The sequence below is a fragment of the Pseudoroseicyclus tamaricis genome, assembly GCF_012070395.1.
Lineage (GTDB): Bacteria > Pseudomonadota > Alphaproteobacteria > Rhodobacterales > Rhodobacteraceae > Pseudoroseicyclus_A > Pseudoroseicyclus_A tamaricis.
Genome location: NZ_JAAFYS010000002.1, coordinates 912,448 through 931,773, shown reverse-complemented (window position 1 = coordinate 931,773; position 19,326 = coordinate 912,448). Strand labels below are relative to the sequence as shown.

Here is a 19,326-nt window from a genome sequence, read left to right as displayed (position 1 = left end):
GGGCGTTGCGGCCCGCGCTCGGCGGAGGATCGGGGGCGGCGCGTCTGGCGGGCCGGGCGGTGGGGGCGGCTTAATTTTGCCGAAAATGCGAGCTACCTAGCGGGGATGATAGAGGCGCGGGATCGGCAGGTGCGGCGGCGGCGGGTGTTCTACATCCCTGGCTACGATCCGATTCATCCCCGCCGCTACCGTGAGCTCTACCGGAAGGAAGGGGGGGCGCAGGCGGCGATCTCGGGCTACGAGATCGCGCTCAGCCCCAAGCCTCCGGGGGCTGCGGCCTATGGCTGGCTCGTCACCGGCGCGATGGAGGGGGGCGAGACCGAGGCTGAGGTCGAGGTGCTCGTCTGGTCGGACATCGTGCGCGACTCGATGCCGGGTTCCATCGGCGCGACCTACTGGCAGATGCTGAGGACGGCGTGGATCTACATCTCCACCGGTACGCTCCGGCGACTGATGTGGATGCGCAAGGGGCCGGTGATCGCGGCGCTCTACCCTGTGGGGGCGCTGATCCTGCAGGCGCTGGTGGCTTTGCTCGCCGGCTGGGCGCTCGGGGCGCTGGCTGCCTGGGGGGCGAAGGCGCTCTGGGCGCCGCTCGGGCCGGTTGCGTTCTGGCCGGTGCTGCTGGTGGTGGCGCTACTCATGCTGCGCTGGTTCAAGGCCAAGGACGGCAGGATCTACGCCTATTACCTGATGCACGACTACGCCCATTCCGCGGGCCTCCGCGGCGCCTACCCGCCGGAGCTGGAGGCGCGGCTGGAGGCGTTCCGCGCCCGCATCTCCGAGGCGCTGTGGAGCGATGTCGACGAGGTGCTCGTCGTCGGGCATTCCTCCGGCTCCTACCTCGCCGTCTCGATCCTGGCGGACCTGATCCGGAACGGCGAGGGCAGGGCGGACGGGCCGGCACTGTCCTTCCTGTCGCTGGGGCAGGTGGTCCCGATGGTCTCCTTCCTGCCGAGGGCGTGGCGGCTCAGGGCGGATCTGGCCTTCCTCTCGACCCGGGAAGAGCTCTTCTGGCTCGACGTGACGGCTCCCGGCGACGGCTGTGCCTTCGCGCTCTGCGACCCCGTCGCCGTCTCCGGCGTGGCGCCGGAGGGGAAGCGCTGGCCGCTGGTGATCTCGGCCGCCTTCACGCAGACGCTGAGCCCCGAGCGCTGGGCCGAGCTGCGCTGGCGCTTCTTCCGCCTGCATTTCCAGTATCTCTGCGCCTTCGACCGCCCCGGCGATTACGATTACTTCCGCATCACCGCGGGCCCCTGGACGCTGGCGGAGCGCTACGCAGCCCGCGCGCCGAGCAAGAGCCGCATCGACGTGCCGGCGTCTAAATACACTTCGGTCGCCCCGTGATCCCTCCGAGGCCTGCCGCGCGGGAGGACAAGGTATCGCTCCTGCGCTACCTCCGGCTCTTCCGGGCGGACATCCTCTCCGCCCAGCCGGCGCGGCTCTATCGCGCGTGGATGGCGGAGTTTCGCACGCCCTTCTTCCGCTCCTACCTCGCCAACCAGCCGGCGCTGATCGACCTGGTGCTCAAGGAGCGGCCCGGCGACTTCCCCAAGTCCACCCGCATCGGGGAAGGGCTGCGGCCGCTCCTCGGCAACTCGGTCTTCCTGACCAACGGCGAGACGTGGAAGCGCCAGCGCCGCATCATCGACCCGGCCTTCGAGGGGGGGCGGCTGAAGGACACCTTCCCCGCCATGCTCGCCGCGGCCGGGGCGGCGGCGGAGCGGCTGGCGGCGCGCGCGGGGCGGGGGCCGGTGGAGATCGAGGCGGAGGCGAGCCATGCGGCGGCGGACATCATCTTCCGCACGCTCTTCTCGATCCCCATCGAGCACGAAGTGGCGGCGGAGGTCTTCGCGAAGTTCCGCTCCCACCAGCGGGCGCAGCCGATCCTCAACCTCGCCGCCTTCGTGCCGCTGCCGGGATGGGTGCCGCGCTTCCACTCGCGGCAGGCGCGGGCGACGGCGCGCGAGATCCGGGCGCTGATCACCCGGCTGACGGAGGAGCGGGCGGCCGAAATCGCCGCCGGTACCGCGCCCGATGACCTCGCCACCAAGATCATGACGACGGGCGACCCGGTGACGGGGGAGCTCTTCAGCCCCGAAGAGATGGTCGACCAGGTGGCGATCTTCTTCCTCGCCGGGCACGAGACCTCCGCCTCCGCCCTCGGCTGGGCGCTCTGGCTGCTGGCGGCGAACCCGGACTGGCAGGCGCAGGTGGCGGCGGAGGCGCGGGCCTTCCCGGGCAGCTTCTCCGGCCTCTCGACGCTGAAGGTGACGCGCGACGTCTTCCGCGAGACGCTGCGCCTCTACCCGCCGGTGCCGATGATGGTGCGCGAAGCGACGCGGGCGGAGACGTTCCGCGAACGCCCGGTGCGCCCCGGCAGCCAGATCGTCCTCTCCCCGTGGCACCTGCACCGGCACGAGCGGCTCTGGGCGGCGCCCGATGCCTTCGACCCCGGGCGCTGGCAGACGGCGGAGGGGAAGGCCTCCGCCCGGCAGGCCTACATGCCCTTCTCCGCCGGCCCCCGCGTCTGCACAGGCGCCGGCTTCGCCATGGCCGAGGGGGTGCTGCTGCTCACCCGCATCCTCGCCCGGGTGGAGCTGCGGCCGGTGGAGGGCCGCACGCCGGTGCCCGTCGCCCACCTGACGGTGCGGGCGAGGGACGGAATCTGGCTGGAGCTGGAGGAGCGGCGGGCGCCCTGACCCCGCCCCCTTGCCATCGCCGCGCTGCGGCGGGACAAGCGGGGGCAGGTGAGACAGGAGGGCCCTCATGCGGATCATAATCGTCGGGATCGGGGCGGTCGGCGGCACCCTTGCCGGCTCGCTGGCGCTGGCGGGGCAGGATGTCGCCGCCGTGGCGCGGGGGCCGATGCTCGAGGCGCTGCGCGGCAAGGGGCTGACGCTGCGCACCACTGCCGGGACGCGGCAGGCGCAGATGCCCGTCTTCGCCAGCCCCGCCGAGGCGGGGATCAGGCCGGACGACACCATCCTGCTTTGCACCAAGACGCAGCATACCGAGGGCGCGCTCGACCAGCTCCGCGCCGCGGGGGTGGAGGAGCAGCCGATCTTCTGCTTCCAGAACGGGGTGGAGAACGAGCGGCTGGCGCTGCGGCGCTTTCCCAACATCCACGCGGTGACGGTGATGCTGCCGGCCGATTACGTCACCGCCGGCGAGGTGGTCGCCTTCGGGGCGCCCAAGCTGGGGATCTTCGACATCGGCCGCTACCCGGGCGGCACCGACGCGGCGGACGAGGCGCTGATCGCGGCGCTCCAGACGGCGGACTTCCGCGCCTGGGCCGGCGAGAGCGTGATGGCGAGCAAGTACGGCAAGCTGCTGCTGAACCTCGGCAATATCGCCGACGCGGCGCTGCCGGCGGGCGAGCTGAGGGATCGGCTGCAGGAGCGGCTGGTCGAGGAAGGGCGTGCGGTGCTGAAGTCGGCGGGGATCGAGGCCGCCGACGTGGGCAAGGCCGATCCGCGGCGCGATGAGTTCATGAAGATCGGCGAGGTCGAGGGGGTCGATCGCACCGGCTCCTCCTCCACGCAGAGCCTCGCGCGCGCCGCCGGCTCGATCGAGAGCGACTTCCTCAATGGCGAGATCGCACTCCTCGGGCGCCTGCATGGCCATCCGGCGCCTCTCAACGCCTGGGCGGCGGCGCTGGGCGCGCGGATGGTGCGGGACGGGATGGCGCCGCAGAGCGTGCCGGAGGACGAGGCCGAGGCCGCGCTCGCCCGCTAGATCAGCGGGCGCCGGGGCGGGGCTTCGAGCTCGATCCCGGCCATCTCGGCCAGCGGCTGCAGCCCCGGCACCGCAAGCTGCCCGTCCTGCCAGCGCACAAGGTTGTGCCGGCGCAGGCGGGCGAGCGTCTTGTTGGTGTGCACGAGGCTGAGGCCCAGCAGATCCGCCAGATCCTGCTGGCGGAAGGGGAAGGTCATGGCGCCGCTGTCGTTGACCAGCCCGAGCGCGCGGCCGCGCTGGAAGATCTTCGTCAGCGCCCAGGCGATGCGCTCCGTCGCGTCGCGCTGGCCCACCGTCGCCAGCGCCTCGCCGAGGAAGTGCTCCTCCACCGCTGCCAGCCAGGAGATGTCGAAGCCCCGGTTGGGGTTCGTCTTCACGAAGCCGAAGAAGTCGCCCCGGTCGAAGACGCAGAGCGTCATCGGCGTCGTGGCGACGACGGAGTGCTTCATCTCACCTATGACGCCGGCCTGCAGGCCAATGAAATCACCGGGGAAGATTATGTTCAGAACCTGCCGGCTGCCGTCGGCAAGGCTCTTGTAGCGCAGCCCCATCCCCTCCAGCGCCGTGTAGAGCTGGGCGGAGCCGGCGCCCTCGATCAGCAGGTGCGTGCCGGGCGCGATACGTAATTCGCCGGCCTTGAAGGCCTCCGTGTGGCGCACCTCGTCTCGCGTCATCTCCACGAAAATATCGTGTTTTCGCAGCGGGCAGTGGGAGCAGGGGGTGCTCACAGGGGCGGCTTCCCTGTCATGGAAAATTCGCGAAGCCCTATGTCACAGTTTAATGCCGCGGTGAGGTGCATGTGAGACCTTGTGCGTGGTGACGGCTGTCGGGGGTGCGCAAAGACAATGTCTGACATGGTGATCATTGGTTGCGAACCCCTGGTCGCTGCTGATGTCGAAGAAAACCTCGCGGCGCGATTTCCCGACCTGACGGTGCGAAGCGATCTTTCGTTTTCTGACGTATGGAACGCCGTGTCGGAAGGTTCCGTTCCGACGATTGTCATCATTGGACACAAACTCAAAGGCATGGAGCCTGTCGAGGTGGCCGGCCGCTTCGCCGAGCATCAATGCGCCATCGTCATCCTCGAGGTGGAGGACGAGGCGCCGCTCTCCTTCGAGGCGCGGCAGGCGCAGCGCTGGGCAGTGCTGCCGCTGCCCTTCTCCGATTCCGGGCTCAACCGCGCGGTGGACGAGGCGCTGGGCCGCCAACGCTTCCGCTTCAGCGCCTGAGGGGCAGGGTGGGCGCCGCGGCCGGGGTGGAACCTTGCAGCAGGCGCCGGCGTTGGAGGCGAAACGGCGCCCGAACGCGGCGCGACACCCGGAATTCCTGACAGGAGACACCCATGTTCGAACTTGGCGGCCTCTTCGGCCTCATTCTTCTGGCGCTCGACATCTGGGCGATCGTCTCGATCATCTCGTCGTCGGCCTCGACGGGCTCGAAGGTCCTGTGGACGCTGCTCGTCATCGTCCTGCCTCTCCTCGGCTTCATCATCTGGTTCTTCGCGGGGCCCAGAGGCTCCGCCCGGAACGCTTGAGCCGGGAATGGTGAAATCCGAGAGTGCCGGACGCGCCGCGGTCATCGTGATCGCGGCGCTTGCCGTTGGATACACCTTGCAAGCCGCCGAGGCGATCATCGCCCCCGTCGTCCTCGCGCTCATCGCCGGCATCGTGCTCTCCCCCCTCTCAGATCTGCTCGAACGCTGGGGGCTGGGGCGCACGATCTCCGCCCTTCTGGGCCTTTTCATCACGCTGATCGTCGTCGCCTCGCTCGTGCTGGCGCTGCAGCCCATCGCCATGCGGCTGATCCAGGCGCTGCCGCAGGTGGCGAGCGATCTTGAGGATGCGCTGACGAACCTGCGCAGCACCCTCAGCGACCTCTCCACCATGTCCGAGAACATGGCCGAGACCCTCTCACCCACCGGTGGGGGCGGCGAAGCGGCGCAGGGCGCCTCGAACGGCGGTGGCGGAGAGGAGCTGCCGGACATGCGCGACGCGCTCATGCTTGCGCCGTCGATCCTCGCTCAAATCATCGTCTTCGCCGGCACGCTCTTCTTTTTCGTGGCGACGCGTGACGAGGTCTATACCTTTCTGCGCAGGGTGCTGCCGGGCCATGACGGCCGCCGGCTGCAGACGAGTGACCTGCGGCGGGCCGAGCGGCGGGTGGCGCATTATTTCCTGACCATCACGCTCATCAACTCCTGCCTCGGCATCGCCGTCGCCGGGGCGCTCAAGCTGATGGGCCTGCCCGGGGCGCTGCAATGGGGGCTTCTCGCCTTCTTCATGAACTTCGTCGTCTATCTCGGCCCGGCGGTCTTCGGCATCTCGCTGATCATTGCCGGGGTCGCGGCCTTCGATGGTCCATATGCGCTCCTGCCCGCGGCGAGCTTCTTCCTCCTCAACATGACGGAGGGGCAGTTCATCACGCCTTCGCTCGTGGGGAGGGAGATGCGGATCAACCCGCTGCTCATCTTCCTCTCCGTGACCTTCGGGCTGTGGATCTGGGGGCCGGTCGGTGGCATCGTCGCCATCCCGCTGCTCGTCTGGCTCCTAGTGGTGCTGACGGGGCAGGCCGGCGCGGTGGACCCGCGCCCGCTCTTCGCCGCGGAGGACGGAGCCCACCAAGCCGCCGCACCGACCAAGCCGAACTGAGTCGCCGGGCACCGGCACATGGAAAGGGCGGCTGCCGGTCTGGCAGCCGCCCTTTGTCTGTCCGGGCTGGGCCGGGGATCAGCTCTCGAAGGTCGGGAGGGCGTTCAGACTGTCTTCGCTGAAGTTGGCGCGGACGATGAAACCTTCCGGCCCCGCCTGCAGCACGTCCATGTCGGCCATGTCGAGCGCTACTTCCCGCTGGGAGAAGAAGCCACCGAGGCCGATCACGGCGCCGCTGATGGCGCCGCTGCCATCGATGAACAGTTCGGCCACTTCGCCGACCTGCTGGTGGGAGGCGTCGAGGACGGGCGCATAGACGAGCGCGTCGACGTCGATACCGGTGAAGGTCAGCTCGCTGGCAGGGACGGTCGCGGCGCTCTGGGCCATGGCGGCGTCTGTGGGGGCGAGGCTGGCGGGGGCGATGCCGGCGGCGGCAGCGACACCCGTGGTGGCGAGAGCCAGGAAGAGGCCTTTGCCGATCATGTCTGCGTCTCCTCATTCGGGTCGCGGTTGTAGAACAAACGCAGAAGGAGCCGCAGAAGTTTCGCCGGCGCCCGGCAAAAGATGCAGGAAACCAGCGGGTTCGGGAAAAAGGTCGGGCTCAGAGCCGCCGGCGCGTGGACAGGCCGGCGCCGAGGCCCTGCGCGAAGGCCATGGCGATGGCCGCGGCCGTGCCCCCCGCAACCGGGGCGGGCGGGCCGAGCGCCTCCGGCTCCGCGACGGGCGGCGCCACCGGCCGGGGCCGGCGGGTGAGGGCGATCAGGAAGAGCGCGCCGAGCAGCATCCAGACGCCGCCGATGACGAGCGCCGCCATCAGGTGCCCCATCTCCGCCGCGATGGCGATCCATGCCGCGGCGGTCAGGCAGCCCAGCCCGATGAGCAGGCAGAAGATGGCGAACAGCGCGAGGATGGCGCCGCGCGCAACGGCGGCGGCGGCCAGGCTCAGGCGCGTCGAGAGGGGGGACATCACCGCCGCAGTGTCAGTTGCGGCGCGACAGGATCAGCCCGACGAGGAAGCCGAAAAAGGTGGCCAGCCCGATGGCGGCGGCGGGGTTCTCGCGCACCTTCGCCTCGGCCTCGGTGGCCGCTTCACCGGCGGCGCGGCGGGCGGCGGCGGTCAGCTCCGTCACCGTGGCCTCGCCGCGCTGGCGCAGGGCGGCGACATTGCTGGAGGCGTTGACCTTCAGCATCTCCTTCTGCTGCGCACCGATCTCGGCGGCGGCCTCGGAGAGCTGGGCGAGATCCGCCTTCAGCGCGTCGAACTGCTTCATGAAGTCGGACATCGACGGCTCGTCATTCGTCGCGTTGCTGGAGGTTGCCCTGGCCATCTGTCTCTCCCCGATGATGTGCGTCTCGCGTGGGGCGAACGCCGCGGGGCGGCGAAGGTTCCACATCATCTTCAACTTTTCCTCGCGGGGGCGGGAGCGGAACCTGCCGCGTGACGGCGGCGTTCGTCCTTCAAATCAGCGCCCAGCGGCGTTCGACATCTTCGCATGACCCATGGAGGCATCAATGCTTGGTTGGGCTCTGACTTTTCTCGTGGTGGCGATCATCGCCGCCGTCTTCGGCTTCGGCGGCATCGCTGCCGGCGCCGCGGGCATCGCGCAAATCCTGTTCTTCGTGTTCCTGATCCTGTTCCTCGTCGCCGCCATCATCGGCGCGCTGAGGGACCGCCCGCGCATCTAAGCGGCGGGACTCGGACGAAGACACTGACATGACGGCCGGCCCACGGGCCGCCCTGCTGAAAGGACCCATGACATGACTGCACCTGCTGACATCCGCACCGGCGTGAAGAACGAAGAGAGCGTCGCAACTGCGCTCTCCAGCGCCCTCGGCGATACCTACCGGCTGATGGTGAAGACGCACATCTACCACTGGAACCTCGAGGGGCCGCAGTTCTTCTCCATCCACAAGCTGACGGAGGGGCAGTACGAGGATCTCTTCAAGGCGACCGACGTGATGGCCGAGCGCATCCGTGCCCTCGGCGTCAAGGCGCCCGATACGGTCGAGGATCTTATCAGCGGCAATGTCATCGGTGCCACGCAGCGCACCTCCGACATTCCCACGCTGGTGAAGGACCTCGCGGACGATCATGAGCGCCTCGCGCTCCGGATGCACGCTGTCATCCGCGTGGCGGAAGCGCAGAACGATGCCGTGACGGCCGATCTGATCACCGCCCGCTCCAGCTTCCACGAGCAGGCGGCGTGGATGCTCCGGGCCTCGCAGGGCTGACGGGGCAGGGGGCCGGGCTGCCGGCCCCTTCCGCACGTGGAAAGCTCACGCGCAAAAAAAATGGCCCGCCGGAGCATCAACCGGCGGGCCATATGCGTCAGTGCCACCTGCAGGACTGACGAGGTGGAAGCACTGGCATTCGGAGAAAGGATCAGGCGTGCAGCGTCTCCGTCGACGAGAAGAAGCTCGCCTGGCTTACGGCGGAGCGCACCTGGTCCTCGGTATAGGGCTTGGTGATCACGAAGGCCGGCTCCGGCCGCTCGCCCGTGAGCAAACGCTCCGGGAAGGCGGTGATGAAGATGACCGGGATGTCGCCGGCGAGGCCAAGGATCTCGTTCACCGCCTCGATGCCCGACGAGCCGTCGGCCAGCTGGATGTCGGAGAGGATGAGATCGGGCTTCTCCTTCTTGAAGAGCTCGACCGCCTCGGTGTGCGTGCGCGCCACGCCGGTGATGGCATGGCCCATGTCGGCGACGATGTCCTGGATATCCATGGCGATGATCGGCTCGTCCTCGATGACGAGCACGCGTCCGGTCACGCTCTCCTCCATCTCCCGGCGGGCGGTGCCGATGAGGTGGCGGACTTCGCTTTCCTCCACATCCATGATCACGGCAATGTCCTCGGCGGTGAATTCCTCGATCGTGTAGAGCAGCAGCGCTTCCCGCGTGTTGGTCGTCAGGCGGGACATGTGGGCCTGTGCGCGGCGCGCGAGACCGTTGTCCCCCTCGCCGACGGGCGCACCCGAAGAGCTCCAGATCAGGTGGAAGGCGCGGAAGAGCGCGACCTTCTTGCTGAGCCCCTGGTCGAACACGGACCTGTCGGTCAGAAGCGCTTCCAGAGTGGCGGCCACGTAGTTATCGCCGCTCGTCTGGCTGCCGGTCAGCGCACGCGCGTAACGGCGGAGATAGGGCAGCAAATCTGCAACAGCGACGGAGAGGAAGGACGGCTCGGTGGCCTGCGACATTTGTTACCCCTTTAGTACTTTTCGTGGAACCGAACGTGCCGCCCGGCGTTTGGTTCCCGCTACAGACGATAATTTATGCTGACGTCAATGGTGCTGAAGGATGCCAAAGGGGACCATGCCCGAGGATAATCAAGACGACGATCTCGAGCAGATGATCGACAACAACCTGCGGCTGGTGTTCCAGCAGGAGCTTGAGCGCGATCTGCCGGATCGATTTGTGGAGTTGCTGCGCCAGCTCAAGGAGCAGGACCCGCCGCAATGAAATCAGGCCGTAAGCCGCCGAGGGATCACCAACCCGTACCGGGGGGGCTGGATCCCCGCGACGAGATTCTCCATCACCTTCCGTCCCTGCGGGCCTTTGCCGTCAGCCTGACGCGCAACTCCTCCGCAGCCGACGATCTGGTGCAGGACACCATCGTCAACGCATGGCGCGCGATCGACAGCTTCAAGCCCGGCACCAACATGCGGGCCTGGCTCTTCACGATCCTGCGCAACGCCTTCTACTCCGGCCGCCGGAAGATGAAGTACGAGGTCGCCGACGCCGACGGGGCGATGGCCGCCACGCTTTCGGTCAAGCCGCAGCATGACGGCCGCCTGGCGCTCAACGATTTTCGCAAGGCCTTCACCGAACTGCCGGACGAGCAGCGCGAGGCGCTGGTTCTTGTCGGGGCCTCGGGCATGACCTACGAGGAAGCGGCGGCCACCTGCGGTGTCGCCGTGGGGACGATCAAGAGCCGCGTGTTCCGGGGACGGGCACGCCTGGTGGAAATTCTGCAGCTCAATGACGACGAGCCGCTGGAAATGACGGATTCAGCGACGCTCGCGGTCGTGACGGACGGGCGGCAGTCGAGAAAGGCGGCCTTTTGACATCTATGCTCGCGCGGCTGCGTGAACGAAGTCATTCGCTCACCTTCCGTATCGGGGCGCTGATGGCGCTGGCACTGCTGCCCATCGGGCTGATCTCGGTAAACCAGACCTACCTGCTCCTGAAGGAAACCGACAAGAATTCGTCGGCCAACCTCATGGCGCGCACGGCCGAGGCGGCGGGGCGCGAGGCGAAGCATATCCAGGCGGCCTTCGGCGCCGCGCGGATGCTGGCCTCGGCCGCGCCGCTTCTGCGCAACGAGGGCGCGGGCTGCGAGGCCTCTCTGGCGCGCTTTCTTGAGCGCGAGCAGCCCTACGCCTTCGTCGGCTACGTCTCGGCAAACGGGATCGTGCAATGCGCGTCGGACGGGGTGGGGATGGATGTCTCCTCCCGTCCCAGCGTGCTGGACATGGTGAACAACCCGCGCGAGCGGGCGATGGTCATTCCCGATGCGGCGATCTCGCGCCGCGCCGTCGTCGCCGTCGGCGTGCCGGTCATCACCGACGGCGTCTACAACGGCTTCGTCACCGTCTCGATGGAGCATGGCGCGCTGGCGCAGACGATGGCGCCGATCCCGACGGGGCAGGGCGGGCGGGCGATCAACCTGATCACCTTCAACTCCAGCGGCGAGTTGCTGACCGCCGCCGAGGAAGGCACTTACCTCGAGGAGCAGCTGCCCTCCAACGCCGACCTCGCGAACCTCGCCCGCATCGGGCGCACCGCTTTCATCGGCGAGAACGCCCTCGGCGAGCGGCGCTTCTTCGCGGTCGTCCCCATCGAGGCCGGCGTCGTCTATGCCCTCGGCTCGTGGGACTACCGCGCCGACAGCCTCGTCGCCGACGGTTTGCACGCCGCCTATTCCCTGCTCTTTCCTGCCGCGATGTGGCTCGCCGGGCTGGCGGTCGCGTTCTTCTCCGTGCAGGCGATGGTCATCAAGCCGACACGCAACCTTCGTGCCCGTATGCTCATGTTCATGCGAAGCCGCAGCATCATCCCCCGCAAGGACTCTCCGTGGGAGCCGCAGGAGCTGATCGACATGGACGAGACGTGGCAGATGCTGGCCGAGAGCGTGCTGCGCGACGAGGCGGAACTGCACAATTCGCTCCACCAGAAGACGGTGCTGCTCAAGGAGGTCCACCACCGGGTGAAGAACAACCTCCAGCTCATCGCCTCGATCATCAACATGAAGATGCGCAAGATGAACGACCCGGCCGAGCGCCGCGTGCTGCAGGAGCTGCAGCACCGCGTCGCCTCCATCGCCCGGGTCCATCAGAAGCTCTACGAGACCTCCGCCGAGGAGCGGGTGAGGGCGGACGAACTCTTCACCGCCATCGTCGAGCAGACGGCGGCGACCGGCATTCAGGAAGGAACCCGAGTGGACGTGACGCAGAGCTACGACGAGGTCATCCTCTATCCCGACCAGGCGGTGCCGATGGGGCTGGCCATGTCGGAGCTGGTGATGAACGCCTTCAAGCATATCGGTGCCCCCGAGGGGGAGACGCCCTCCGTCACCATCAAGCTCTACCTTGAAGGCAGCTCCAGCGCCGTGCTCGACATCGCCAACAGCGTCGGGCCGGACGCTGCCGATCGCCGCTCCGACGGGCTCGGCGAGAAGCTGGTGCGCGCCTTCACGCAACAGGTCGGCGGCACCGTGAACGAGATGAACGACGGACGGCAGCACCGCACGGTCATCTCCTTCCCCATTGCCGCCTTCCAGGACGCGGCCTGAGCCTTGATGAGCGATAACGTCGACAACAAGGACGGGTCCGGCCGCGTCCAGATGCTGATCAACGCCGAAGAGGCGTATCCGGCGCTGGAGCGGCTGGTTCTGAACGCCGAGCGCGAGGTCATCATGGGCTTCCGCGTCTTCGATCCGCGCACGAAACTCCGCTCCCCCGAGGCGCTGGAGATCGGCAACACCTGGGTCGACCTCATCATCCATGCCCTGCGCAAGGGCGTGCGGATCAAGCTGTGGCTGTCCGACTTCGACGCCGCCGCCGCGACGGAGCTGCACCGCGCCACGTGGGAGACCGTGCGCATCCTCTGCGGCGTGCGCGAGATGGCGGGGCCGAAGGGCACGCTGCTGACGGTGCATCCCCGGCTGCACCCGGCGCGGCCCGGACGGCTCGCCCGCCTGTTCCTGTCACCCCTGATCGCCGGCCGCCTCAACTCCGTCGCCCGGACGGCGGTGAAGGAGGCGCGCACGGGGGATGGCCGCGGGCTGAAGATGCTGCCCGGCATCTCCGCCATGCGCCGCCACCGCTTCGGGCAGGGGATGCCCACCTGGCCCGTCTCGCATCACCAGAAGCTGGCCACCATCGACGGCCGCTGGCTCTATATCGGCGGGCTCGATCTCGACGAGCGGCGGTGGGACACGCATACCCACAACCAGCCCTCGCACCTGACGTGGCACGACCTGCAGCTTCTTATCGATGACGAGACGCTGGCCGCCTCCGCCCGTGCGCATCTGGAGAATTTCGACGACGTGACGGAGGCGCGGGCCGACCCGGTGAAGGCGCCGGACCTGCTGCGCACGATCTCGGCGAAGCGGCGCAAGTCGCACATGCTGCGCATCTCGCCCAAGAAGGTGCTGCGGCAGCTCGAGGCACGTCATTACGCGCGCATCGCCGAGGCGACGCACCTTGTCTACCTCGAGACGCAGTTCTTCCGGGACAAGGGCCTTGCGAAGGCGCTGGCCGACAGGGCCCACGCGATGGCCGGGCTGAAGCTCATCCTCGTGGTGCCCGGCGCGCCGGAGACCTCCGCCTTCGAGGATCCGCCCAAGCTCGACGGGCGTTATGGCGACCACCTGCAGCTGCAATGCCTGCAGATCGTGCGCAACGCCTTCGGGCCGAAGCGGCTGCTCGTCGCCAGCCCCGTCCAGCCCCGCACGCCGAACGAAGAAGATTGCCCCGCGCCACGCGCCACGCTGGCCGGCGCGCCGATCATCTACCTGCATTCCAAGCTCTCGGTCTTCGACGGCAGGGCCGCCATCGTCTCCTCCGCCAATCTCAACGGGCGCTCGCTACGCTGGGATACCGAGACGGGGGTGGAGCTGGTGGGCTCCCCGGTGGACCTGATCCGCCGGCGGATGCAGCAGTTCTGGCTGGGCGATTCCTCGGTGGAGCTCTTTCCGCTGCAGGACGCCTTCGAGCATTGGACGAAGGCGGTGGAGGCCAATGCCGGCCTGCCCCCGGCGGAGCGCAAGGGCTTCCTCGTGCCCTACGATTCCGATGCGGCACGCTACCAGGCGGTGAACCTGCCGGGCGTGCCGGTGGAAATGGTCTGAGGGACGCTCTGTCCCGGGCCGACCGGGCAAGGAAAAAGGGCCGCGCAATCTGCGCGGCCCTTTCCGTTTGAGCAGGTGAGGGTCGAGGTTACTCGACCACCGCCTCCATTTCTTCGGCGCGGGCCTTCATCTGGTCTTCCGTGGCGGCCACGAACACACGCAGGTCGTCGCCCGCGTCGTTGTTGAGGATCTGCAGCTCGTCGAAGCCGACCTGCACCTGATCCTTGCCGATGCCGAGGAAGCCGCCGACGTCGATCAGCGCGTACTCGATCATGCCGTCTTCAGTGAACATCACGTCGGCGATCTTGCCGATGCGGTCATCCTCGGCGCCGAACACCGGGGCGCCTTGCAGATCTTCCGCCGTCAGGGCGGCGGCCTCGACACCGGAGTAGCCTTCCATCTCCATCTGGGGAGCGTCCCACATGGCATCGCCACCTTCGGCGACCACGGCGTCATCGGACATCACCTCGGCGGCGCCCTCGACCTCCATGTCGCCCTCGGCAACGATGGTCTCGTCGGTCACGAACTCGCCTTCGGCGCCCATGTCCATGTCGGCGTCACCTTCGGCCACCATGTCGGCGTCGCTCTCGAGCGCCTCGTCGGTGGAGGGGAGGGCGGCGTCGGCGTCAGCGACCTCTTCGTCCGTCATGGGCTCGACCTCGGCCTCGTCCATGTCGGTGTCGGCCATCTCCTCGGTGTCGCTCTCCAGCGCTTCGTCGGTGCTGGGGATGGCGGCCTCGGCGTCGGCGACCTCACCGTCGGTCAGGGCCTCGTTGTCGGTGCCCTCCATGGTGATCGCGTCGTCGGTGCCCTCGGCCATGAGCGTGTCGTCGCCCATCGCCTGTTCGGCCTCGCCCTGCGCCACGCCCGTCGTCTCGTCCGTCAGGACGACATCGTCCGTCAGCTCTTCCTCGCCGTCGACGGTCATCTCGCCTTCGGTGACGATGGTCTCGTCGTCCATGGTCTCGTCGGTCATGCCGTCATCGGCCATTGCCTCGTCGTCCACAACCTCGACGTCGTCGACGACGGTCATGTCGTCATCCGCCATATCATCGTCGGCCATGTCGGCATCGGCCACCGCGGCTTCGGGCGTCCACTCGTCCTGGGTCTCCAGGGCTTCGCGGGTGCCGCCGTAGACGACGAAGAAGTTCTCCGTGCCGCCGTTCTCGGTGTAGAAGCTCAGGTCCTCCAGGGGAGCGGCCACGACCTTCTCGCCGATGCCGAGGAAGCCGCCGACGTCCACCAGCACTGCGGTCAGCTCACCGCTCTCGCTGAGGAGCAGGTCGCCCACTTCGCCGATATCGTCCCAGCCGTTCTCGAGGCCGGCGGTGATCTCCGCGCCCTCTTCGGACGCGTAGACGCGCTTGCCGATCAGTTCGTTCGCCTCGAAAGAGCCGAACTCGATCTCGACAGCGGCGTAATCCTCGTTCGCCAGCAGCGCCGGATCGGTGGTGTCCAGCGTGTCGGCCGTTTCCTGAGCCATCGCGGGGCCGGCGAGAATCGCCAGCGCCGCAATGATGGAATGCGACGTCCTCATAGTGTCCTCCTGCAGCAATGTGCATGGTGCCTCGGGCAGGGTCTGTTTCCCTGACCTGTATGGCGCCTCAATGCCCCGCACGGCCCCAAGGTTCCCGCGCCCAGAAACAAGAAGACGGGTGCGCGGAAACCTGCCCAGAGAGGGGCCAAGTCACCGCGTTGCATGCATAAATCTTTATGGACGGGGTGGGGTGCCGTGGCGTCCTGGGCCCAGGGGTGCGCGCAGGTGACGCGGCTACATGATCCGATCCCAGAGCCGGTAGGGGATCAGCGAGCTGCAGGTGAAGAGCCACGCGAAGGGGCGGGGGAAGTCGTGGCGGAAGCGGCGGCTGTGGAGCAGGCGCATGACATGCCCCGCGGCCTCCGCCGGCTCCATGATCTGCGGCATGGTGAAGTCGTTCTTCTCCGTCAGGCGGGACCGGATGAAGCCGGGGTTGGCGATCTGCACCTCCACCCCCGTGCCGCGGAGGTCACTCCGCAGGCTCTCGGCGAGGCTGAGGAGCGCCGCCTTGGGGGCGGAGTAGCCGATGGCGCCGGGCAGCCCGCGAAAGCCGGAGAGGGAGCCGATCAGCACCACGTGGCCGGAGCCGCGCCGCGCCATCTGCGGCACCGTGCGCCCGAAGAGGCGCATGGCGCCCATGAAGTTCGCCTCGCACATCCGCTCCGCCTCGTCGGCGTCCCACTCCTTTGCGGACATCGGGTCATAGAGGCCGACGGAATAGACGATGCCGTCGATCTCCCCGGCCTCGTGCACGGCTGCGGCGACCGCCTCCGCATCCGTCACGTCGAGCGCCAGCACCTGCGCGTCCGAAAGCTCGGCGGCGAGGTCTTGCAGCTTTTCCGCCCGCCGGGCGGAGAGAAGGAGGCGGGCGCCCTCGGCATCGAGCCGGCGGGCCAGCTCGGCGCCGAGGCCGGAGCTGGCGCCGACGATCCAGTAGCGGCGGCCTTGGAACTTGCGGCTCATGTCTGGTCTCCTGGCTGAAGGGGCGCCGGTCAGGCGTGGGAGAGGTCCCACTGCACGACCTCGCGCTCGCCGAGGGCGAAGGCGGCGGCGGCGCTCTCGAAGCGCCAGCGCCAGCGGCGGCGGACATCCTCGCCCACGCCGAGGCGGGCGGCGCGGCGGGCGGAGGCATCGAGCCGCCCGGCCCAGTGGCGGAAGGTGCGGGCGTAATCGGCGCCGAAGGCGAAGCGCTCCTGCGCCGTCAGGCCGGCCTGACGCGCGGCCTCCGGCAGGGTGTCTGCCCCCGGGACGGCCACCGTCTGCAGCAGCGCACGGCCGCCCTCGGCGAGGTGCGCCTTCATGCTGGCGAGGAGGGCGGGCAGGGCGGCGGCATCGGGCTCCACTGCCGCGATGCCGTCGAAGCGGCCGGTGAGGCGCGAGGGGCCGAGGTGGATGGCGGCCTGCCCGTCGAGGCGGGCGGCGGCGAAGGCGCGCTGCTCGGCGCGCGCCGCGACGCCCGTCACCTCGTGCCCGCGCGCGGCGGCCCGCTCCATCAGCCCGCCCCAGCCGCAGGTCATGTCCAGCAGGCGAGGGCCGGCGCCGAGCCTGTCGAGCACGCGGTCATACTTGCGGTGCTGGGCGCGGCCGAGATCGTCGTCGCCGGTCTGGAAAAGCGCGGCGGTGAAGCTCATGCCGGGATCGAGGAAGAGCTGGAAGAACTCGTTGCCCGGCAGCCGCTCGGGCCGGCGAAAGGGCAGGCGGCGGGGCGTGGGCGCGGGGAAGGCGGCGGCGTTGAGGCGGAAGAGCCGCGCCACTGCCTCGCCGTCGCGGCTATGCCAGAGCCCTCTCGCGTAGCTCTCCGCCAGCGCCTCCGGCCGCTGGGCGAGGATCGGGCGGGCGGCGGCCCAGTCGTTCAGCTCGATCTCGGCGCCGCGCGGTCCGGGGCCGAACTCGTGCGTCTCGCCCTCGGGCGTGACGAGGCGGAGGCGCCCGGTGGAGATGCGCTCGCAGGCGGCGAGCAGGCGGGCGGAGTCGCTCTTGCGGCGGATCATGTGACCTCTTCTTCGGGCGGCAGGGGACGGGCGCGATAGGGAGCGCCCTTGAGCTTCAGGCGGAGCGCCTGCCAGTGGATCAGCAGGCTGGTGCGCAGGCCCCCGAAGGGCAGGCGGGCGGCGATGGCGATAAGGCCGGCGTTCGTCATCGGCTGGCGGCGGCCGGCGAGCGTGGCGTGCAGCGTCTCGGCCCCACGCCGGTGGGCGATGAGGATCGACAGGCGGTCCTCGCGGATGTCGAAGCCGAAGCTGTAGCTGCCGCCGACCTCCTGGAAGGGGGAGACGTGGAAGACCTTCTCGGCTTCCAGCCGGTCGGAGGGCAGGATCGGCGCGAAACAGGGCTTGGCGCAGAGGTAGGAGTGGCGGTCGCCGAAGGTGTTGTTCACCTCGGCGATGACCGCCAGCAGCGCTTCGCCCCGGGTGGCCAGCCAGAAGCTCACCGGGTTGAAGCCCCGCCCGAAGATGCGCGGCTGCGTGAGGAGGAGCAGCCGGTCGCCCCCCTCCAGCGGCAGCCCCCGCGCCGCCAGCACCTCCCGCGCCCAGGGCGCGCCGCGCCCGGCGCCGCGGGGGCCGCCGTGGTCCCGGTCCCGCACGCTGGCGAGGGCGGGGCGCGTCCGGGAGAAGAGCGCCGGGCCGGCCCGCTCCTCGGGGTCGATCAGCACGTAATCCACCCGGTAGCGGAAGGCGTGGCGCACCGCGCCGCGGCGGGCGTGGGTCGTCGCCGCGAAGACCAGCTCAGGCGCCATGCGCCACCGCCAGCTTCGGCTCCATTTCCCGCGCGATGCGCACGGCGGAGGCGAAGCCGTCCTCGTGGAAGCCGTGGCGCGTCCATGCCCCGGCGAACCACGTGCCGCTGCGGCCCTGCAGGTGGCGCAGGCGGATCTGCGCGTCATGGGCAGCGGTGTCGAAGACCGGGTGGCGGAAGGTCACCTCGTCGTAGATCAGCTCCTCCCGCACCGGGCGGGCGGGGTTGAGCGTGACGAAGAGCGGGTCGCTCTCTTTGATGTTCTGCAGCCGGTTCATCCAGTAGGTCACGCCGATGCTCGGCGCGTCATGGCCGGGACGCGCCCCGTCGGACTGGTAGACCCAGGAGGACCAGCAGGCCCGCCGCCGGGGCATCTGCCCCTCGTCGGCATGCAGCACAGCGCGGTTGTCCTGGTAGCGGACGGCGCCGAGCGTGGAAGCCTCCTCGGGGCTCGCATCGGAGAGGAGCCGCAACGCCTGGTCGGGGTGGCAGGCGAAGATCACCTGGTCGTAGCGCTCCGGCAGCCCGCCCTCCGCCCGCAGGGTGGCGCCGCCGCCGTGGCGGCTGACGGCGGCGACGGGGGTGCCGGTGCGGATCGTGCATCCCGTGGCGCGCAGGTGCGCCTCCAGCCGGCGGACGTATTCGATGGAGCCGCCCTCCACCGTCCACCACTGGTGCTGGCCGGTAGCGGAGAGGAGGGCGTGGTTGCGAAAGAAGGTGAGGAGCGCGCGGGCAGGAAAGTCGCGGATCTGCTGCTCGGGCGTCGACCAGATCGCCCCGCAGATAGGCATGAGGTAGTAGCGCTCGAACCAAGGGCCGAGGCCGAGGGCGCGGATCAGCTCCCCGATCGTCTGCCCCTCGCGCGCCGCCGTCTCCGCCCCGGCGTTGAAGCGGAAGATGTCGCGCACCATCCGCATGAAGCCCGGGCGCAGGAGGTTCGCCCGCTGCGCGGCGAGGGCGGAGAGGTTGCGCAGCCCGTACTCGACGCGCCCTGCGTCGATGGTGGCGCCGAAGCTCATCTCGCTCTTCGCCACCGGCACGTCGAGCTCGTGGAAGAGCCGCGTCAGATGCGGGTAGTTCGCGTAGTTGAAGACGATGAACCCGGTATCGACCGGCTGGTCGCCCCACTTGCCGGCGATCACCGTCCGGGCATGGCCCCCCAGCCGGGGCGCCGCCTCGAAGAGCGTCACCCGGTGCTTCGGCGAGAGCAGCCACGCTGCGGCGAGACCGGAAATGCCGGCGCCGATGATGGCGATCCTCTGGGGTCGTGTCGGCGCGGCGTCGAAGGACATGGGGCCTCTGGTTGATGAAGGGCAGCCT

The 19,326-nt window shown here is 69.0% G+C and carries 22 protein-coding genes; 12 read left to right on the top strand and 10 right to left on the bottom strand.

Going from position 1 to position 19,326, the window contains the following annotated elements:
- Positions 1-105: 105 nt before the first annotated feature.
- The 3 genes from GY170_RS10860 (at position 106) to GY170_RS10850 (ending at position 3,735) form a co-directional block, all read left to right on the top strand.
- Positions 106-1,344 (top strand): hypothetical protein, encoded by a 1,239-nt coding sequence (locus GY170_RS10860; protein WP_163893422.1) that lies wholly within the window; start codon positions 106-108, stop codon positions 1,342-1,344.
- Positions 1,341-2,699 (top strand): cytochrome P450, encoded by a 1,359-nt coding sequence (locus GY170_RS10855; protein WP_163893419.1) that lies wholly within the window; start codon positions 1,341-1,343, stop codon positions 2,697-2,699. The genes GY170_RS10860 and GY170_RS10855 overlap by 4 nt, the downstream gene beginning before the upstream one ends.
- Positions 2,700-2,766: 67 nt before the next feature.
- Positions 2,767-3,735: a ketopantoate reductase family protein gene (locus tag GY170_RS10850; protein ID WP_163893416.1), complete on the top strand. Its 969-nt coding sequence runs from the start codon at positions 2,767-2,769 to the stop codon at positions 3,733-3,735.
- On the opposite strand, the gene GY170_RS10845 is transcribed toward GY170_RS10850, so the two are convergent.
- Positions 3,732-4,409 carry a Crp/Fnr family transcriptional regulator gene (locus GY170_RS10845; RefSeq protein ID WP_203531300.1) on the bottom strand — a complete coding sequence of 226 codons (678 nt, stop codon included), beginning with the start codon at positions 4,407-4,409 and terminating at the stop codon, positions 3,732-3,734. The genes GY170_RS10850 and GY170_RS10845 overlap by 4 nt on opposite strands.
- Positions 4,410-4,589: 180 nt before the next feature.
- On the opposite strand from GY170_RS10845, the gene GY170_RS10840 reads away from it, so the two are divergent.
- The 3 genes from GY170_RS10840 to GY170_RS10830 all read left to right on the top strand — a co-directional run bounded on the left by GY170_RS10840 (position 4,590) and on the right by GY170_RS10830 (position 6,383).
- The gene (locus tag GY170_RS10840) at positions 4,590-4,964 is read left to right on the top strand and encodes an ANTAR domain-containing protein (RefSeq protein WP_163893410.1); all 375 of its coding nucleotides are present in this window, start codon (positions 4,590-4,592) and stop codon (positions 4,962-4,964) included.
- A gap of 113 nt (positions 4,965-5,077) precedes the next feature.
- On the top strand, positions 5,078-5,269 hold the full coding sequence (locus GY170_RS10835; RefSeq protein ID WP_163893407.1) for a PLDc N-terminal domain-containing protein: 192 nt from the start codon (positions 5,078-5,080) through the stop codon (positions 5,267-5,269).
- A 7-nt stretch (positions 5,270-5,276) separates the two neighbouring features.
- Entirely contained in the window at positions 5,277-6,383 is a 1,107-nt protein-coding gene (locus GY170_RS10830) for an AI-2E family transporter (RefSeq protein WP_163893404.1), read from the top strand.
- 78 nt (positions 6,384-6,461) lie between these two features.
- Here GY170_RS10830 and GY170_RS10825 read toward each other — a convergent pair whose 3' ends face one another.
- The 3 genes from GY170_RS10825 to GY170_RS10815 all read right to left on the bottom strand — a co-directional run bounded on the left by GY170_RS10825 (position 6,462) and on the right by GY170_RS10815 (position 7,711).
- The gene (locus GY170_RS10825; protein WP_163893401.1) at positions 6,462-6,866 is read right to left on the bottom strand and encodes a PRC-barrel domain-containing protein; all 405 of its coding nucleotides are present in this window, start codon (positions 6,864-6,866) and stop codon (positions 6,462-6,464) included.
- Between the two features lie 118 nt (positions 6,867-6,984).
- The gene (locus GY170_RS10820; RefSeq protein ID WP_163893399.1) at positions 6,985-7,350 is read right to left on the bottom strand and encodes a hypothetical protein; all 366 of its coding nucleotides are present in this window, start codon (positions 7,348-7,350) and stop codon (positions 6,985-6,987) included.
- Positions 7,351-7,363: 13 nt separating this feature from the next.
- Entirely contained in the window at positions 7,364-7,711 is a 348-nt protein-coding gene (locus tag GY170_RS10815) for an ElaB/YgaM/YqjD family protein (RefSeq protein ID WP_163893395.1), read from the bottom strand.
- Positions 7,712-7,895: 184 nt separating this feature from the next.
- On the opposite strand from GY170_RS10815, the gene GY170_RS10810 reads away from it, so the two are divergent.
- Both GY170_RS10810 and GY170_RS10805 read left to right on the top strand, forming a co-directional pair.
- Positions 7,896-8,069: a DUF1328 family protein gene (locus GY170_RS10810; RefSeq protein ID WP_163893391.1), complete on the top strand. Its 174-nt coding sequence runs from the start codon at positions 7,896-7,898 to the stop codon at positions 8,067-8,069.
- Positions 8,070-8,141: 72 nt separating this feature from the next.
- Positions 8,142-8,615: a Dps family protein gene (locus GY170_RS10805; protein ID WP_163893387.1), complete on the top strand. Its 474-nt coding sequence runs from the start codon at positions 8,142-8,144 to the stop codon at positions 8,613-8,615.
- A gap of 151 nt (positions 8,616-8,766) precedes the next feature.
- On the opposite strand, the gene GY170_RS10800 is transcribed toward GY170_RS10805, so the two are convergent.
- Entirely contained in the window at positions 8,767-9,579 is an 813-nt protein-coding gene (locus GY170_RS10800) for a response regulator (RefSeq protein WP_163893384.1), read from the bottom strand.
- A gap of 115 nt (positions 9,580-9,694) precedes the next feature.
- On the opposite strand from GY170_RS10800, the gene GY170_RS10795 reads away from it, so the two are divergent.
- Genes GY170_RS10795 through GY170_RS10780 form a run of 4 tightly spaced genes read left to right on the top strand, consistent with a single transcriptional unit; the run spans position 9,695 to position 13,733 of the window.
- Positions 9,695-9,841 carry a NepR family anti-sigma factor gene (locus tag GY170_RS10795; protein WP_163893381.1) on the top strand — a complete coding sequence of 49 codons (147 nt, stop codon included), beginning with the start codon at positions 9,695-9,697 and terminating at the stop codon, positions 9,839-9,841.
- A complete protein-coding gene (locus GY170_RS10790) occupies positions 9,838-10,446 on the top strand; it encodes an RNA polymerase sigma factor (protein WP_163893378.1) in 609 nt (202 codons plus the stop codon). Before GY170_RS10795 ends, GY170_RS10790 begins: the two co-directional genes overlap by 4 nt.
- 5 nt (positions 10,447-10,451) lie before the next feature.
- Positions 10,452-12,173 (top strand): sensor histidine kinase, encoded by a 1,722-nt coding sequence (locus tag GY170_RS10785; RefSeq protein WP_235924159.1) that lies wholly within the window; start codon positions 10,452-10,454, stop codon positions 12,171-12,173.
- A gap of 6 nt (positions 12,174-12,179) precedes the next feature.
- Positions 12,180-13,733, top strand: coding sequence for a phospholipase D family protein (locus GY170_RS10780; RefSeq protein ID WP_163893372.1), 1,554 nt, complete (start codon positions 12,180-12,182; stop codon positions 13,731-13,733).
- Positions 13,734-13,821: 88 nt separating this feature from the next.
- Here GY170_RS10780 and GY170_RS10775 read toward each other — a convergent pair whose 3' ends face one another.
- The 5 genes from GY170_RS10775 to GY170_RS10755 all read right to left on the bottom strand — a co-directional run bounded on the left by GY170_RS10775 (position 13,822) and on the right by GY170_RS10755 (position 19,298).
- The gene (locus tag GY170_RS10775; protein ID WP_163893369.1) at positions 13,822-15,270 is read right to left on the bottom strand and encodes a PRC-barrel domain-containing protein; all 1,449 of its coding nucleotides are present in this window, start codon (positions 15,268-15,270) and stop codon (positions 13,822-13,824) included.
- 234 nt (positions 15,271-15,504) lie between these two features.
- Positions 15,505-16,233 carry an SDR family NAD(P)-dependent oxidoreductase gene (locus tag GY170_RS10770; protein WP_163893366.1) on the bottom strand — a complete coding sequence of 243 codons (729 nt, stop codon included), beginning with the start codon at positions 16,231-16,233 and terminating at the stop codon, positions 15,505-15,507.
- A gap of 29 nt (positions 16,234-16,262) precedes the next feature.
- A complete protein-coding gene (locus GY170_RS10765; protein ID WP_163893362.1) occupies positions 16,263-17,261 on the bottom strand; it encodes a class I SAM-dependent methyltransferase in 999 nt (332 codons plus the stop codon).
- Positions 17,258-18,007, bottom strand: a complete 750-nt coding sequence (locus GY170_RS10760; protein ID WP_163893359.1) for a DUF1365 domain-containing protein — start codon at positions 18,005-18,007, stop codon at positions 17,258-17,260. The genes GY170_RS10765 and GY170_RS10760 overlap by 4 nt, the downstream gene beginning before the upstream one ends.
- The gene (locus GY170_RS10755; protein ID WP_163893355.1) at positions 17,997-19,298 is read right to left on the bottom strand and encodes an NAD(P)/FAD-dependent oxidoreductase; all 1,302 of its coding nucleotides are present in this window, start codon (positions 19,296-19,298) and stop codon (positions 17,997-17,999) included. Before GY170_RS10755 ends, GY170_RS10760 begins: the two co-directional genes overlap by 11 nt.
- Between the last annotated feature and the right edge of the window lie 28 nt (positions 19,299-19,326).